Genomic DNA, 15,267 nt, shown 5'->3' with positions numbered 1-15,267 from the left:
GCTCTTGGTATCGCTCTGTCTGACTGTCGCCCTGCTCGTCTTCTATCGATGGGCCTTCGCCGGCCGCCCTTTTCCCCGCCGTTTTAAACCGCTTTCGCGTGCCGCTGCATCCACGCATCCACCTGTTCGCGCTGTTCGGGCGTGTAGTGCAGCCCCAGCTTCGAGCGGCGCCAGAGCACGTCCTGCGCGCTCACCGCCCACTCGTGGTCTTGCAGAAAGCGCAGTTCGCGCTCGAACAGCCCGGGCGCCACTTCGGCCCCCAGGTCGGCAAAAGACCTGGCGTCGCCCAGCACGTCGCCAATGCGCGCGCCGTAGGCCCGCGCCAGGCGGCGGGCCAGCTGGCCGTACAGCCACGGGTGCTTGGCCTGCACGGCGGACACGAAGCGCTCGAAGTCGGTGTCCGGGCGCTGCGCCGCGCCGATCCAGCCCGACAGGTCGCCGCCCGCGAGGAAGGCGCCGTCGGTCCAGGCCGGGCGCTGCTCGCTCGACTGGCCCAGCATCTTGCCGACCTCGGCGGCCGCGTCCTCGGCCAGCTTGCGAAAGGTGGTGATCTTGCCGCCCCACACCGACAGCAGCGGCGCGGCCGCGGTGTTCGACTCGAGCAGGTAGTCGCGCGTGACCGCCGACGGGTCGCCCGAGGCGTCGTCCAGCAGCGGGCGCACGCCCGAATAGGTCCACACCACGTCGGCCGGCACGATGGGCTTGTCGAAGTAGCGGCTGGCCTGGGTGCAGAGGTAGTCGATTTCTTCCTGCTCGATGCGCGCGCCGCCCGGGTCGTCGCCGCTGATCTCGATGTCGGTGGTGCCGATCAGCGTGAACTCGTCCTGGTACGGAATGGCGAAGATGATCCGCTTGTCGGGGTTCTGGAAGATGTAGGCGTGGTCGTGCTCGAACAGCCGCGGCACCACGATATGGCTGCCCTTCACCAGCCGCAGGCTCTTGGTGGCCAGCGCCTCGCCCTTGGCCGAGTGCGCCACGCCGCGCAGAAAGGACTCGGCCCACGGCCCCGCCGCATTGACCACCGCGCGGGCGCGCAGCGTGCGATGGGCGCCATCGGGCCCTTCCAGCGTGGCGACCCAGTCGTCGGCGCCGCGCTGCACATGCACGCAGCGCGTGCGCGTGAGCACCTCGGCCCCGCGTGCTTGCGCGTCCAGCGCGTTCAGCACCACCAGGCGGGCGTCGTCGACCCAGCCGTCGGAATACACGAAGCCGCGCTTGTACTGGTCCTTCAGCGGCTTGCCGGCCGCGTGGCGGCGCAGGTCGACGCTGCGCGAGGGCGGCAGCACCTCGCGCTTGGCGAGGTGGTCGTACATGAACAGGCCGATGCGGATCATCCAGGCCGGGCGCAAAGACTTGTCCCGGGGGTCGTGCGGCATGACGAAGCGCAGCGGCCACATGATGTGCGGCGCGCTCTTGAGCAGCACCTCGCGCTCCTGCAATGCCTTGCGCACCAGCGAGAACTCGTAATACTCCAGGTAGCGCAGCCCGCCGTGGATCAGCTTGGTGGAAGAAGAAGAGGTGTGCGAGGCCAGGTCGTCCTTCTCGCACAGCACCACGCGCCAGCCCCGGCCGGCCAGGTCGCGTGCGATGCCGCAGCCGTTGATGCCGCCGCCCACGACCAGCACGTCGCAATCCGCGGCGGCGGGGGCCGGGTTCGCTGGCTGGGGCGAGGCGGAGGAGAAATCGCTCACTGGAAGAACTTCCGTGGATCCGTGACCTGGGTCACCAACGGCGGCCATTGTATTTTCGAGATTTTTCACTTAGGTTCCTTTTAGCGCGATTTTCCCCCGAGTTTTCCCTAAGTGCATTCGTTTTCTTTCGTTTTAAATTGGGGCGCACTGTAACCTTGGCGCAGTTTTCCCGCACTCCACGACGCCTCTGTGAACTCCAATCCGCGCCAGATCAACCTCCTTGACACCGTGCGCACGCGCGGCTCCGTCACCGTCGAACAGCTGGCCGAGATGCTCGGCGTGACCCTCCAGACCGTGCGGCGCGACGTGCAGCGGCTGGCCGACGCGGGCTTGCTGACACGGTTCCACGGCGGGGTGCGAGTGCCCAGCTCGACCACCGAGAACATCGGCTACCAGCAGCGCGAGACCCTGAACGCCGAAGGCAAGGCGCGCATCGCCCGCCGCGTGGCCGAGCTGGTGCCCAACGACTGCTCGCTGATCCTGAACATCGGCACCACCACCGAGGCCATCGCCAAGGCGCTGATGCGCCACACCGGCCTGCGCGTGATCACCAACAACCTGAACGTCGCCACCATCCTGAGCGGCAACACCAACTGCGAGGTGATCGTGGCGGGCGGCTCGGTGCGCCCGCGCGACCGTGCCGTGGTGGGCGAGGCCACCATCGACTTCATCCGCCAGTTCAAGGTGGACATCGCGCTCATCGGCGTGTCGAGCATCGAGTCGGACGGCTCGCTGCGCGACTTCGACCTGCGCGAGGTGAAGGTGGCGCAGACCATCATCGCGCAGGCGCGCGAGGTGTGGCTGGCGGCCGACGCGAGCAAGTTCAACCGGCCCGCGATGATCCAGCTGGGCACGCTGTCGCAGATCGACTGGCTGTTCACCGACGCGCAACCGCCAGCGCCGTTCCCGGAACTGCTGGAGAGCGCGCAGGTGCGCCTGGAAATCGCCAGGGACGCATGAGCGCGCGGCCCCGCCTGCCAGCCTTGCCCCACAGGGACAAGGCGCAAGACCGGACTACGAGGACCACGTAAACCATGACCACCTACCTGCTCGCCCTCGACCAGGGCACCTCCAGCTCGCGCAGCATCGTGTTCGACCGCGAAGGCCGCATCGTCGCCATCGCGCAGAAGGAGCTCACGCAGATCTACCCGCAGCCGGGCTGGGTCGAGCACGACCCGATGGAAATCTGGCGCAGCCAGCTCGCCACCGCGCGCGAGGTGCTGGCCAAGGCCGGGCTTCAGCCCACCGACATCCACGCCATCGGCATCACCAACCAGCGCGAGACCACCGTGCTGTGGAACCGCAAGACCGGCCAGCCCGTGCACCACGCCATCGTCTGGCAAGACCGGCGCGCCGAGCCGCTGTGCGCCAGGCTGCGCGACGAGGGCATGACCGACACCATCCGCGAGAAGACCGGCCTGGTGATCGACGCGTATTTTTCCGGCACCAAGCTGCGCTGGCTGCTGGACAACGTGCCCGGCGCGCGCGCGCAGGCCGAGCGCGGCGAGCTCGCCTTCGGCACGGTCGACAGCTGGCTCATGTGGCAGCTCACCGGCGGCAAGGTGCACGTGACCGACGTGAGCAACGCCTCGCGCACCATGCTCTTCAACGTGCACGACAACGCATGGGACGCCGACCTGCTGAAGGCGCTGGACATTCCCGCCGCGCTGATGCCGCAGGTGCAGCCGTCGAGCTCGCACTTCGCCGACACCGACGCCGCGCTGCTGGGCCACGCGCTGCCCATCGGCGGCGTGGCCGGCGACCAGCAGAGCGCGTTGTTCGGCCAGGCCTGCTTCGAGGCCGGCATGGCCAAGAACACCTACGGCACCGGCTGCTTCCTGCTGATGCACACGGGCGGCGCCTTCCAGCCTTCGCACAACGGCCTGCTGGTGACCAGCGCCGCGCAGGCCGACACCACGCCGCAGTACGCCATGGAGGGCAGCGTGTTCGTCGGCGGCGCGGTGGTGCAGTGGCTGCGCGACGGCCTCAAGGCCATCAAGGGCAGCGCCGAGGTGCAGTCGCTGGCCGAGAGCGTGCCCGACGCGGGCGGCGTGATGATGGTGCCGGCCTTCACCGGCCTGGGCGCGCCCTACTGGGACGCGGACGCGCGCGGCACCATCACCGGTCTCACGCGTGGGACCACAGTCGCGCACATCGCGCGTGCGGCGCTGGAAAGCATCGCCTACCAGAGCGCCGCGCTGCTGCAGGCCATGAGCCGCGACGCGGTGGCCGCGGGCGGCAAGCCCGTGGCCGAACTGCGGGTGGACGGCGGGGCCAGCGTGAACGACCTGCTGATGCAGTTCCAGGCCGACCTGCTGGGCATTCCGGTGGTGCGGCCCGAGGTCGTCGAGACCACCGCGCTGGGCGCGGCTTACCTCGCGGGCCTGTCGACCGGCGTGTACAGCGACGCGCGCCAGCTGTCGAAGCTGTGGAAGGTCGAGCGCCGCTTCCTGCCTACCATGGGCCGCGCGCAGGCCGAGGAATCGATGGCGCGCTGGGAGCGCGCGGTGCGCCAGGCCACGGCGACCTGAGGCAACTGCGCGCGGCTGCCAGCAGCAGCAACCCGCTTCAGTTACCAACCCCAGGTCAGCCGCGACTGCACCCAGCCGGTGGTGCCGCCTTCGTGCTGCACCTTGAGCCAATCGCCGCGGCGCTCCAGCGTGCGCAGCACGTCGCCGTAGCCGGCCTTCTTCACCACCGGGCTGCGCGTGCCCGGCGCGCGGCGCAGGTTGGCCACGGGCGCCTTCACCACGCGGTGCGGCGCCTTGCTGGTCATCGGGCGGAAGACCCAGGCCTTGTCGCCCTCGAAGTCGCTCACGTGCAGCCAGTCGCCCTTGCGGCCGATCACCTTGAACGGGTAGCCCTTGCTGACGGTCCAGTGCGTTTCGTAGCGCGGGCCCGGGCCGGTGCGCATGTTGAGCGTCTTGACGGCGACGCTGACCATCTGCGGTTGCGCGGCGGACGCGGCCGGCAGCACCAGCCACGAAAGCGCGAAGGCGAGCAGCAACGCAAAGGCACGCGTGAAGACACCGGTGAAGGCACGGGTCACGACAGGGGTGGGGCGGTGGGCGAGCGAGCGGCTGGGTCTGACCATGGAGCGAGGGTTCCTTTTCTGTAGCTAGGGAGCGGTGTCCGGCGGCGCCGGGGGGAGCCCGTCTGGGCGCCCCGATGGTGAACAAGTTCCGCGGGCGCCCCGCTGAAAACACCTTGCCGCCATCGGGGCACTGGGGGGTGCGGCGTGTGCCGCGGGCCAGAATGCGGCCGCCCAGACCGTGCCCCTTGCCTGCCTGCCTGCCTGCCCGCCCCGGCCCTTGCTTTGCTCCTGCCGCACACAGCGCGCCCCATTCCCTTGACCACCCCTCTGCCAGACGCCCCCGCGTCATTTGCGTCACCTGTGCCACCTGCACCAGGCCAACCGCCTCCCCGCGGCGCCCTGCTCGCCTGCGGCGTGGTCGGCGCCGCGCTGCTCGCGCTCATCGCGCTGGGCCACGACGGCCGGCGCATCACGCAACTCGCGGTGCTGGCCGCGCCCGCCGTGCTGTGGCTGCTGTGGCCGTTGCGCAGCGCGCGCATGCGGCGGTTGCGCACGGTGTGCGTCTGGCTCTGGGCCATGGGCTTCGCGCTCGACGGCGCCGTGCGCGCCTACCTGCTCGACACCTACCAGGCCGCGCCCGACGGCGCCATGGTGCTGGGCGCCGCGGCCAACACCAATGCGCGCGAGAGCGGCGAGTACCTGTGGATGCACTGGCGCTCGGCGGCCGTGTGGTGCGCGGTGCTGGTGGGCGCGGGCGTGCTGGTGGGCATGTTCGCGCAGCGAGGGGCGCAAGGTGCGCAACGAGAAGCACCGGCGACCTCATCAACAGCTTCCACGGCCCGCACCCCCCGCTCATCGCGCTGGCTCACCGCGCTGGTCGCGCTCGCGCTGCTCGTGTCCTGCGTGGCCTATGCCAGCAAGCCCTGGCGACGCCTGCATCCCGCCATCTTCTGGGCACAGTGGGTGGAATCCCTGCACACGCTGCAGTCCGCCTGGGCCGACCAGCAGAAGCAGCGCGACCGCCTCATGGCGCAGGCCAAGGCCATCGCGCCCGTCATCACGCAGGCCGGGCCTTCCACCGTGGTGCTGGTCATTACCGACAGCATCAACCGCGACAACATGGGCCTGTACGGCTACGGCCGTCCGACCACGCCGCGCCTGCAGGCGCACAAGGCGCAGGCCGGCGAGCAGATGGCCGTGCTGAAGAACGCATGGTCGGTAGATGCCAGCACGCTGCCCGCCTTGCGCAACATGTTCCATTTCGGCCTGCCCGAGAGCGACAACCCGCCGCACGTGCTGGCCCTGGCGCGCGCCGCGGGCTACAAGGTCTGGTGGATCAGCAACCACGACGACCTGGCCATCGAGCAGCAGCACGCGCGCTTCGCCGACGTGGTCGACATGGTCAACCGCACGCCGGGGCGGGCCAGCGCGTCGCTCGACGGCGAGATCCTCGACTGCGTGCAGGAGGCCTTCGCGGACACCAGCACCGAGCGCAAGCTGATCGTGGTGCACCTGATGGGCGCGCACCCGCACTACAGCCTGCGCTTTCCGGCCAACGCCAACCCCTTCGACGACGACGTCGACGCGGTGGAAAACGGCCTGGTGAAGGAAGGCCGCTCGGCCTGGGTGCGCCGCTTTCGCCAGGAGTACGACGCCGCGCTGCTGTACCACGACTTCGTCGTGTCGGAGCTGCTGCAGCAGACGCGCAGCGCGGGCAAGCCCGACGAATACCGCGCGTGGATGTACCTGTCGGACCACGGGCAGGAGGTGGGCCACGTCAGCGACCGCGCGGGGCACAGCCCGTCGACGGCGTCGGGCTACCGCATCCCGGCCGTGGCCTGGCGCAACCAGCAGCCCTGGCCGCCGCACGCGGCGCAGCAACCGTTTCGCGCGGACTGGACGGGGTGGACGCTGATGGACATGCTGCGCATCCAGTGGAGCGGGCAGAAGGCGGAGCGCGATGTGCTCGGCGGCAGCTACCGCTGGGAGGCGCCGAGCATCCCGGTGGCCGTGGAGTCGTTCACCCGATAAGGCGACTGCGACTGCGACTGTGACGGTGAAGGCCGAGCTGTAGCTTGCCTCGTCACGGCGCCGACGTGCCCGCGCCGGCAGCGAGCGCGGCCTGGACATGGTCGACGAAGGCGCGCGCCTTCGCGCTGGCCCGGCGCCCCGAGGGGTACATCGCCCAGAGGTCCATGGGTGGCAGCGCCCACTCAGGCAGCACATCCACGACGCGGCCATCGGCGAGCTCGGGTGCGAACATCCATTCGGAAACGACGGCCAGACCCATGTCGGAGAGCACCGCCGCGCGCAAGCCTTCGGCCGCTGTCACGCGCAGCCGCCCGGAGAGGGTCACGGAGGCCTCGCGCCCTTCCTTGCGGAACTGCCAGGCGCTGCCCCCGCCGCCGCGGTCGTAGACGACCGCCTGGTGCGCGACAAGAGCGTCGGGCGACTGCGGCGTGCCGGCGAGCGCCAGGTAAGCGGGCGTCGCCACCACCAGGCGCCGGGACTGCCCGATTCGTCGCGCCGTCATCACCGAATCGGGCAGCTCGCCCATGCGCAAGGCCACGTCGATGCCTTCTTCGACAAGGTCCACGTTGCGGTCGTCGAGCATCACGTCGATCGACAACCCGGGGTGGGCCGCGAGGAACCCCTTCAGCTGGGGAACCACGTGCAGGCGGGCAAAGGTGACCGCGGCGCAGATGCGGATGCTGCCCGTCAGCGCGACGGCGCTGCCGCGGGCGGCCTGCTCGGCCTCCTCGGTTTCGTCGAGCGCGCGGCGCGCGTACGAATAGTAGGCACGCCCGGTCTCGGTGGTCGTCAGTTGGCGGTTGCCGCGCAGCAGGAGGCGCGCGCCTAGCCTGTCCTCGAGGTTCGCCACCGACTTGGAGACCGCCGGCTGTCCGACCTTGAGTCTTCGCGCCGCAGCCGAGAACGAACCCGTTTCCACGACGGCCACGAAGGTTTCGATAGCAGCGAATCTGTCCACGGGAGCCCTTTTTTCTTGGCGCATCCGGTCGTGGACGCGCGGTGTTCATGACATGAAATCTCGAGCAGCCGCGCCTCGAAGGAATAGCCGGTATGCGGGCGGCAGGCGTATGCGATCGCACAAGGCCTCAAGAAAATGGCCGCCCGATTCAACGGCTTTGACCCATGTACCAACTCTACGCATTTGCAACTCCCAACAGTGTGAAAGTGGCGATCGCTCTCGAAGAGCTCGGCGCCGGCTACGAACTCCGCCCAATCAACGTTCGCAAGGGCGAACAGAAAGCGGCGTCGTTTCTCGCGCTGAATCCGAACGGCAAGGTGCCGGTGCTGGTCGACACCGCCCTGTCGAGCCGCGAGCCCCTCGCCGAGTCCGCGGCGATCCTCGTGTACCTCGCGGAGAAGCACGGCCAGCTTCTGCCCGGCGATGGCATCGGGCGGGCTCGTGTGTTCGAGCAACTTTTTCTGCATGCGTCCGGCCTTGCGCCGGCGTTCGGGCAGGCAGGCTTCTTCCTTAAGAACGCGAGCGAGAAATTGCCGCTGGCCATCGACCGTTTCCACGGCGAGGCGCAGCGCATCGTGACGCTGCTGGACCGCTTGCTCGCCGAGCGCCGGTATGTGGCGGGCGACCTCTACTCGATTGCCGACATCGCCCACTTCGGCTGGTTCTGGCGGCGCGCGTTCGCCGACATCGATTTCAGCGCGGCGCCGCATGTCGGCCGCTGGTACGACAAGGTGCAGCAGCGCGACGCTGTGCAGCGCGCCACCCGGCGCCTCGAGGCACTGGTTCCGCCCGCCGCTTGACAGGCCTTGCCGTCATGCGAATCGACGTGGAGGCGCTTCTGTCTTGCCAGGTATTCGCGTCGGGAATGGCCGGTATGTCCGCCACCTGTCTGGTGCGAAACGGCTCCCGTCCCGACCATTGGATCTGGTCGTTGCAAACCGTCATCGAGCGCCCGAAGCGAGGGACACGGTTGCAACGCCCGCGTGAATCCATCAACCACCATCGGAGTACATCTTGAACAATCTCAAAGGCAAAGTCGCCATCGTCACCGGCGCATCGAAGGGCATCGGCGCTGGAATCGCCCGCGCACTGGCGTCGTCGGGCGCTGCCGTCGCCGTCAACTACGCCACCGACAAGGCCGGGGCGGAAGGCGTCGTGGAAGCGATCCGCAGCGCAGGCGGCACGGCCATCGCGGTGCAGGGCGACGTCGCGAAGGCGCAGGACGTCCAACGCCTGTTCGCCGAAATCGTGAAGACGCTTGGCACGCCGAACGTCCTGGTCAACAACGCCGGCGTCTTCCAGTTCGAGCCCATCGACGCCGTGACCGAGGAGACCTTTCACTGGCAGTTCAATACCAACATCCTCGGACCGGTGCTGCTGACGCAGGAGGCCCTGAAGGCGTTCCCGGCGAGCGGGGGCAGCATCGTCAACATCGGCACGGTGATCAGCAACAACCCCTTCGCGAACGCATCGATCTACGCGGCGACGAAGGCGGCGATGGACGCGATCTCGATCTCGCTGTCCAAGGAGCTCGGCGCCCGCAACATCCGCGTCAACACGGTGGCGCCAGGCCATACCGAGACCGAAGGCACGCGCCGCATCGGCTTCGTGGGCAGCGATGCCGCCAGGCAGATGGTGTCGCAGACCCCGCTGGGCGGCCGCTTTGGCAGCCCGGACGACATCGCCCCGACGGTGGTGTTTCTCGCCTCCGACGACGCGGCCTGGCTGACCGGCGAGCGCATCTGCGCCTCTGGCGGCTGGCGCTGAGGCAAGGCCAGGTCAGGCCGGCGCGAGGGTTGAGGGTTGCCCTCGTTCGCCGGCTTCGGCTCAGCTCAATGCGCCGGAACCAGGAAGTCCTGGCTGATTCGCCCGCCCAGCTCGTTCACGCGATCGAGAAACTGCGTGAGGTACGCATGCAGCCCCGTCGCCAAAATCTCGTCGACCCGCGCGTACTGCAGGTCGGCCAGCAGCTTGCCGGCGCGGCGCTGCGTTTCGGCGCTCTGCTCGTTCTGCACCTTGGCCAGGTTGTTGACCACTTCGACCAGGCTGGCGTGCAGCGAGCGGGGCATGTCGGCGCGAAGAATCAGCAGCTCGGCCACGCGCTCGGGCTTGATCACGTCGCGGTAGACCTTGCGGTAGACCTCGAAGGCCGAGACGCTGCGCAGGATGGCGCTCCAGTGATAGAAGTCGTACTCCTGGTCTTCCTCGGTGGCGGCCCCGAAGAATTCGCTGTTCAGCGCGTGGAACTTCACGTCGACCAGGCGCGCCGTGTTGTCGGCGCGTTCAAGGAAGGTGCCCAGGCGCGAGAAGTAGAAGGCCTCATCCTGCAGCATGGTGCCCAGCGTGACGCCGCGCGACAGGTGCGAACGGAACTTGACCCACTCGAAGAACTGGCCCGGGTCGCGCTCGAAGTCGCCCGCGCGCAGCATGCGGTTCACTTCGAGCCAGGTGGTGTTCTGCGTTTCCCATGCCTCGGTGGTGAGCGCGCCGCGCACGGCGCGTGCGTTTTCGCGCGCGGCCTTCAGGCACGACACGATGGACGAGGCATTGCTCTCGTCCTTCACCATGAACTCCATCACCTCGTTGGGCGTGATCTGGTCGTACTTCTTGTTGTACCAGGGCAGCAGCTCGCTGATGGACAGCACGCCCTGCCAGCCGTACTTGGCGACTTCGGCGGACTGCGGCAGGAGCGAGGTCTGGTAGTTGACGTCCAGCATGCGCGCCGTGTTCTCGGCGCGCTCGGTGTAGCGGGACATCCAGTAGAGATGGTCGGCGGTGCGTGACAGCATCGGTTGTGCTCCTACTACGATTGGCTTTGCGACTGCGCGGGCGCGGCCTTGGGCTTGGGCGCGCGGTCGGCTTCGAGGATCCAGGTGTCCTTGGTGCCGCCGCCCTGCGACGAATTGACCACCAGCGAACCCTCCTTCAGCGCCACGCGCGTGAGGCCGCCGGGCACCATCTGCACCTCGCTGCCCGAGAGCACGAAGGGCCGCAGGTCGATGTGGCGCGGCGCGATGCCGGCGTCCACGAAGGTCGGTGAGCTCGACAGGCTCAGCGTGGGCTGGGCGATGTAGCCGTCGGGCTTGGCGATCACGGCCTTCTTGAAGTCCTCGATCTCGGCCTGCGTGGCGGCCGGGCCGATGAGCATGCCGTAGCCGCCGGCGCCGTGCACCTCCTTCACGACCAGGTCCTTCATGTTGTCCAGCGTGTACTGCAGCTCGTCCTTGTTGCGGCACATGTAGGTGGGCACGTTCTTCAGGATCGGCTTCTCGCCGAGGTAGAACTCGATCATCTTGGGCACGTACGGGTAGATCGACTTGTCGTCGGCCACGCCGGTGCCCACGGCATTGCAGATCACCACGTTGCCCGCGCGGTAGGCGCGCATCAGGCCGGCCGTGCCCAGCGTGGAGGTGGGGCGGAACACGTCGGGGTCGAGGAAGTCGTCGTCCACGCGGCGGTAGATGACGTCCACCCGCTTCGGGCCGCGCGTGGTGCGCATGTAGACGAAGTCGTCCTTCACGAACAGGTCCTGCCCCTCGACCAGCTCGATGCCCATCTGCTGCGCCAGGAAGGCGTGCTCGAAGTAGGCGCTGTTGTACATGCCGGGCGTGAGCACCACCACCGTGGGCTCGGCCGTGGCCGGCGGGGCGCTGGCGCGCAGGGTTTCCAGCAGCAGGTCGGGGTAGTGGGCGACGGGCGCGATGCGGTTCTGGTTGAACAGCTCGGGAAACAGCCGCATCATCATCTTGCGGTTCTCGAGCATGTAGCTCACGCCGCTGGGCACGCGCAGGTTGTCTTCGAGCACGTAGTACTCGCCGTTGCCGTCGGCGTCGGGCGCCCGCACGATGTCGATGCCCGAGATGTTCGAGTAGACGTTGTGCGGCACGGTGACGCCCATCATCTCGGGGCGGAACTGCGCGTTGTTGAGGATCTGCTCGGCCGGGATGATGCCGGCCTTGATGATCTCCTGGTCGTGGTACACGTCATGCAGGAAGCGGTTGAGCGCGGTCACGCGCTGCACCAGCCCCTTTTCCATGCTGTCCCACTCATGCGCGGGAATGATCCGGGGCAGCAGGTCGAACGGAATGAGCCGCTCGGTGCCGGAGCCGTCCTCGTCCTTCGCGCCGTACACGGCGAAGGTGATACCGACCCGGCGGAAGATCATTTCCGCCTCTTCACGCCGCGAACGCATCACCTCCGCGGGTTGCTTCGCAAGCCATTGGTCGTAGCGCTTGTAGTGCTGTCGGATCGCAGCCCCCGAATAGGGCAACTGCTCATACATCTCGTCGAATTTGTGCATGGAACGACCAATCTCCTTGAGCCATAGCTTAGCAAGTTCAAGGCCAGTGAAAGCCCTGATATGCGGCGCAAGGAACGGTCGAGGGTCTTTCTCCCCGCGAATTACGAGGCGCTGCCGTCGCCGGCCTGCGCCGCCTTTCTCGGGGCGAGAAATTTCTTGATCCGCTCGCCGGCCTCGTCGCCGTAGAGGCTGGTCAGGAAGGATTCACGTTCGGCGTCCAGCTGCTCGCGCCGGGCGCGTCCGCGCGCGCCGTGCACCAGCGCCTTGATGTGCGCCTGCGCCTCGAACGGCCCGCGCGCCAGCTGCTGCGCCCAGGCGAGCGCCGCCGCGTACGAGGTGCCGCTGGGCACCACCTTGTTGACCACGCCCCAGCCGTGCAGGCGCTCGGCGCTCACCGACGTGCCGTCGAGCAGCATCTCCAGCGCGGCCTGCGGCGGCAGCGCGCGCGCCAGCGAATCGGTGCCGCCGGCATCGGGCGACAGGCCCATGTTGACGTACGACATGGCAAAGCGCGCGTCCTCGGCGGCCACGATCAGGTCGCAGGCCAGGCACAGCGAGAAGCCGCCGCCCATGGCCGCGCCCTCGACGGCGGCGATCACCGGCTGGGGCGCCTCCTGCAGCGCCATGATCCATTCGTGCAGCGCGTCGATGTGGCCGCGCTGCTCGGCCTCGGGAAACTTGCGCTGGCGCGCCAGCCGCTTCAGGTCGCCGCCGCCGGAAAAGTGCGCGCCCTCGCCGGTCAGCACGATGGCGCGCACGGTGCGAAAGCCCGCGGTCGCGCGCACGGCCTGCGCGGCGGCGCGGTAGATGCCGGGGTTGAGCGCGTTGCGCGCGCGCGGGTTGCTCAGCGTGAGCACCAGCACGGCGCCCTCGCGGTGCGTGCGCATGCGCGCGCCGGCGGGCTCGCCGGGCTCACCGATCGTGCCGGGGCCGGAGCCGAAGCCGTCGAGCGCGGGAAAGGTGTCGGCCTTCATGGGAAGACCCCGGCAAATGACGGAACAAGACGCTGGCAAACGGGCGAGGAGGAGTGGCGCATGAAGTTTCCTTTCGGAAATGAATACGAAACTACTCAACGCGGAAGATTCAACCCGGGAGGGCCCGGGCCGCACTTTCGACGCCGGATCTGCCAACTACTTCACGAAATCTCAGGTTCCGGCCCGCTCCACCAGCGCATCGACCACCATCGCGCCCTCCCCTGCGGCCCCGACCATGACCGGGTTCACGTCGATGGACGCGATGCTTCCGCCCCCCGCCACGATGAGCCGGCCCACCGCCACCACCACCGCCGCGAGCGCCTCCACGTCCAGCGGCGGCTCGCCGCGCACGCCGCCCAGCAGCGGCGCGATGCGCAGGGTGTCCAGCGCCTTCTTCACCTCGGCGGTGTCGAAGGGAGGCAGCAGCACGGCCACGTCCGGCAGGGCCTCGACATAGGTGCCGCCGTCGCCCACCACCACCACCGGGCCGAACACCGGGTCCAGCCGGGCGCCGACCATGAATTCATGCCGCCCCTTGTGCATGGCCGCGACCAGCACGCCCTCTTGCGCGGCGCCCAGCGCGGCCAGCTTCGCCCACTGGGCGTCGAACAACGCCGCCGCGGCGTCCGCGCTGCCGACGCGCAGCGCCACCAAGCCGTGTTCCGACTTGTGCGGCACGTCGGCCGAGCAGGCCTTCACCACGGCCGGCGCACCCACCGCGCCCCAGGCGTCGCGCGCCTCGGCCGCCGAGCGGCACAACTGGTGCGCCACCACGGGCACGCCGTGCGCGGCCAGCAGCGCCAGGCTCTGGGCCTCGTTCAGGAAACGGCCCGTGCCCTGGGGCAACGCCAACGCCGACCCCGGCGCGGACGCCAGCGCTTCCGGCCAGGGTGCGTGCGACTCGCGCATCAGCGCCGTGTGCGACGCCAGCTGCGCCAGCACGCCCAGCGCCTCGGTCTCGTTGCCGAAGGTCGGGATGCCGCGCGCCTTGAAGGGCGCCGCCACCGAGGCCTGCCAGGCCGCCACCACCACCGGCTTGCCGGTCGCGGCCTCGAACCTGGCGGTGTCGTTCGCGAACGCCTCCACGTCGTAGCCCGCCCCCGCCACCGGAATGTTGATGAAGAACAGGTCGGCCGCCGGGTCCGCGGCCACCGCCGGCAGCACGTCGCCGAACAGGCCGCTGTTGGACAGCAGCGCGGCGGTGATGTCGATCGGGTTGGTCGCCGTCGCGAAGCCCGGCAGTCGCGAGGCCACGTTCTCCCGCGTGGAGGCCGACAGCTCTGCCAGCGGCAGGCCGAATTCTTCGGACGCGTCCGCCCCCATCACGCAGCTCGCGCCCGAGTTGCTGATGATCACCAGCCGTCGCCCCTCGGGCCGCCAGCCCTTCAGATAGGCCTCCGCCGCGAGCGCCTGCGCGTGCGGGTCGCGCACCCGCCAGATGCCGTGGTGGCGAAAGAAGGCATCGACCGCCCGGTCTTCGTTGGCCAGCGAGCCGGTGTGCGACGACGCCGCCTTCTGCCCGCTGGCGGAGCGCCCGGCCTTCACCGCGACGATGGGCAGGCCGCGCTCGCGCGCATAGGCGGCGGTGCGTGCCAGCAGCTCGGGGTCGGCGATGGTTTCCAGGTACAGCAGCAGCAGCTTCACGTCGGGGTCGTGCGCCACGGCCCAGGCCATGTCGGACACCGTCACGTCGGCCTCGTTGCCGGTGGCGTGCACGTGGCGCACGCCCAGGCCGCGCCCGCGCAGCAGGCCGTAGGCCATGGCGCTCATGCCACCGCTCTGGCTCACCACGCCGATGGGGCCGTCGGCCGGCGGTACCTCCACGAACATGGTCGAGAAGCCCGCGATGGCGCCGTTGCCGAAGTTGGCCAGCCCCTGCGTGTTGGGGCCGTACAGGCGCATGCCGGCGGCGCGCGCGCGCCGGGCCATGGCCCGCTGCACCTCGCGGCCTTCTTCGCCGGCCTCGCCGAAGCCCGAGGCGATGACCACCGCCGACTTCACCCCGCGTGCCGCGCATTCGTCCACCGCGGCCACCGCCTTCTCGCCGCCCACGATCACCAGCGCCAGGTCGGGCGCCTCGGGCAGCGCGGCGAGCGAGGCGTAGCTCTCGAGCCCCTGCACCTCCTCGCGCTGCGGGTTGATGGGGTAGATGCGCCCGGCAAAGCCGAACTTCTGCATGTAGTGGATCGGCCGCCCGCCGATCTTGTGGATGTTCTCGGAGGCGCCGATGACGGCGACGGACTTCGGGTTCAGTGCGGATTCGAGCAGGTCGGACATGG

12 protein-coding genes are annotated in these 15,267 nt (G+C 69.1%); 5 read left to right on the top strand and 7 right to left on the bottom strand.

Going from position 1 to position 15,267, the window contains the following annotated elements:
* Positions 1-83: 83 nt before the first annotated feature.
* Entirely contained in the window at positions 84-1,760 is a 1,677-nt protein-coding gene (glpD, locus tag QTI51_RS14255) for a glycerol-3-phosphate dehydrogenase (RefSeq protein ID WP_503011511.1), read from the bottom strand.
* A gap of 120 nt (positions 1,761-1,880) precedes the next feature.
* Here glpD and QTI51_RS14250 point away from each other — a divergent pair, with 120 nt between their 5' ends.
* The gene (locus QTI51_RS14250) at positions 1,881-2,651 is read left to right on the top strand and encodes a DeoR/GlpR family DNA-binding transcription regulator (protein WP_116909829.1); all 771 of its coding nucleotides are present in this window, start codon (positions 1,881-1,883) and stop codon (positions 2,649-2,651) included.
* A 74-nt stretch (positions 2,652-2,725) separates the two neighbouring features.
* Positions 2,726-4,222 carry a glycerol kinase GlpK gene (glpK, locus tag QTI51_RS14245; RefSeq protein WP_286514513.1) on the top strand — a complete coding sequence of 499 codons (1,497 nt, stop codon included), beginning with the start codon at positions 2,726-2,728 and terminating at the stop codon, positions 4,220-4,222.
* Positions 4,223-4,263: 41 nt separating this feature from the next.
* On the opposite strand, the gene QTI51_RS14240 is transcribed toward glpK, so the two are convergent.
* Entirely contained in the window at positions 4,264-4,785 is a 522-nt protein-coding gene (locus tag QTI51_RS14240; protein ID WP_286514512.1) for an SH3 domain-containing protein, read from the bottom strand.
* A 300-nt stretch (positions 4,786-5,085) separates the two neighbouring features.
* Between QTI51_RS14240 and QTI51_RS14235 the strand changes: the two genes are divergently transcribed.
* Positions 5,086-6,756: a phosphoethanolamine transferase gene (locus QTI51_RS14235; RefSeq protein ID WP_286514511.1), complete on the top strand. Its 1,671-nt coding sequence runs from the start codon at positions 5,086-5,088 to the stop codon at positions 6,754-6,756.
* 52 nt (positions 6,757-6,808) lie between these two features.
* On the opposite strand, the gene QTI51_RS14230 is transcribed toward QTI51_RS14235, so the two are convergent.
* Positions 6,809-7,714 carry a LysR family transcriptional regulator gene (locus tag QTI51_RS14230; RefSeq protein ID WP_286514506.1) on the bottom strand — a complete coding sequence of 302 codons (906 nt, stop codon included), beginning with the start codon at positions 7,712-7,714 and terminating at the stop codon, positions 6,809-6,811.
* Positions 7,715-7,878: 164 nt separating this feature from the next.
* Between QTI51_RS14230 and QTI51_RS14225 the strand changes: the two genes are divergently transcribed.
* Both QTI51_RS14225 and QTI51_RS14220 read left to right on the top strand, forming a co-directional pair.
* Complete coding sequence (locus QTI51_RS14225; protein WP_286514504.1) at positions 7,879-8,514, top strand: glutathione S-transferase family protein; 636 nt, start codon at positions 7,879-7,881, stop codon at positions 8,512-8,514.
* A 214-nt stretch (positions 8,515-8,728) separates the two neighbouring features.
* A complete protein-coding gene (locus QTI51_RS14220; RefSeq protein ID WP_286514500.1) occupies positions 8,729-9,481 on the top strand; it encodes an SDR family NAD(P)-dependent oxidoreductase in 753 nt (250 codons plus the stop codon).
* 65 nt (positions 9,482-9,546) lie between these two features.
* On the opposite strand, the gene QTI51_RS14215 is transcribed toward QTI51_RS14220, so the two are convergent.
* The 4 genes from QTI51_RS14215 to QTI51_RS14200 all read right to left on the bottom strand — a co-directional run bounded on the left by QTI51_RS14215 (position 9,547) and on the right by QTI51_RS14200 (position 15,265).
* A complete protein-coding gene (locus tag QTI51_RS14215; protein WP_116909836.1) occupies positions 9,547-10,503 on the bottom strand; it encodes an alpha-E domain-containing protein in 957 nt (318 codons plus the stop codon).
* Positions 10,504-10,517: 14 nt separating this feature from the next.
* Positions 10,518-12,014: a circularly permuted type 2 ATP-grasp protein gene (locus tag QTI51_RS14210; RefSeq protein ID WP_286514495.1), complete on the bottom strand. Its 1,497-nt coding sequence runs from the start codon at positions 12,012-12,014 to the stop codon at positions 10,518-10,520.
* 101 nt (positions 12,015-12,115) lie between these two features.
* Complete coding sequence (locus QTI51_RS14205; protein WP_286514492.1) at positions 12,116-12,988, bottom strand: oxepin-CoA hydrolase, alternative type; 873 nt, start codon at positions 12,986-12,988, stop codon at positions 12,116-12,118.
* A 171-nt stretch (positions 12,989-13,159) separates the two neighbouring features.
* Positions 13,160-15,265 carry an acetate--CoA ligase family protein gene (locus QTI51_RS14200; protein WP_286514489.1) on the bottom strand — a complete coding sequence of 702 codons (2,106 nt, stop codon included), beginning with the start codon at positions 15,263-15,265 and terminating at the stop codon, positions 13,160-13,162.
* Positions 15,266-15,267 lie beyond the last annotated feature (2 nt).

Origin of the sequence: Variovorax sp. J22G73 (assembly GCF_030317035.1) — a bacterium.
Lineage (GTDB): Bacteria > Pseudomonadota > Gammaproteobacteria > Burkholderiales > Burkholderiaceae_C > Variovorax.
The sequence above is the reverse complement of the archived record's forward strand: the minus strand, read 5'-3'. Positions and strand labels throughout refer to the sequence as shown.

Excerpts from the sequence above, each read along its gene's own strand:
- QTI51_RS14240 (WP_286514512.1), bottom strand. The coding sequence starts at position 4,785 with ATGGTCAGACCCAGCCGCTCGCTCGCCCACCGCCCCACCCCTGTCGTG.
- QTI51_RS14215 (WP_116909836.1), bottom strand. The coding sequence starts at position 10,503 with ATGCTGTCACGCACCGCCGACCATCTCTACTGGATGTCCCGCTACACC.
- QTI51_RS14205 (WP_286514492.1), bottom strand. The coding sequence starts at position 12,988 with ATGAAGGCCGACACCTTTCCCGCGCTCGACGGCTTCGGCTCCGGCCCC.
- QTI51_RS14200 (WP_286514489.1), bottom strand. The coding sequence starts at position 15,265 with ATGTCCGACCTGCTCGAATCCGCACTGAACCCGAAGTCCGTCGCCGTC.
- QTI51_RS14210 (WP_286514495.1), bottom strand. The coding sequence starts at position 12,014 with ATGCACAAATTCGACGAGATGTATGAGCAGTTGCCCTATTCGGGGGCT.
- glpK (WP_286514513.1), top strand. The coding sequence starts at position 2,726 with ATGACCACCTACCTGCTCGCCCTCGACCAGGGCACCTCCAGCTCGCGC.
- QTI51_RS14225 (WP_286514504.1), top strand. The coding sequence starts at position 7,879 with ATGTACCAACTCTACGCATTTGCAACTCCCAACAGTGTGAAAGTGGCG.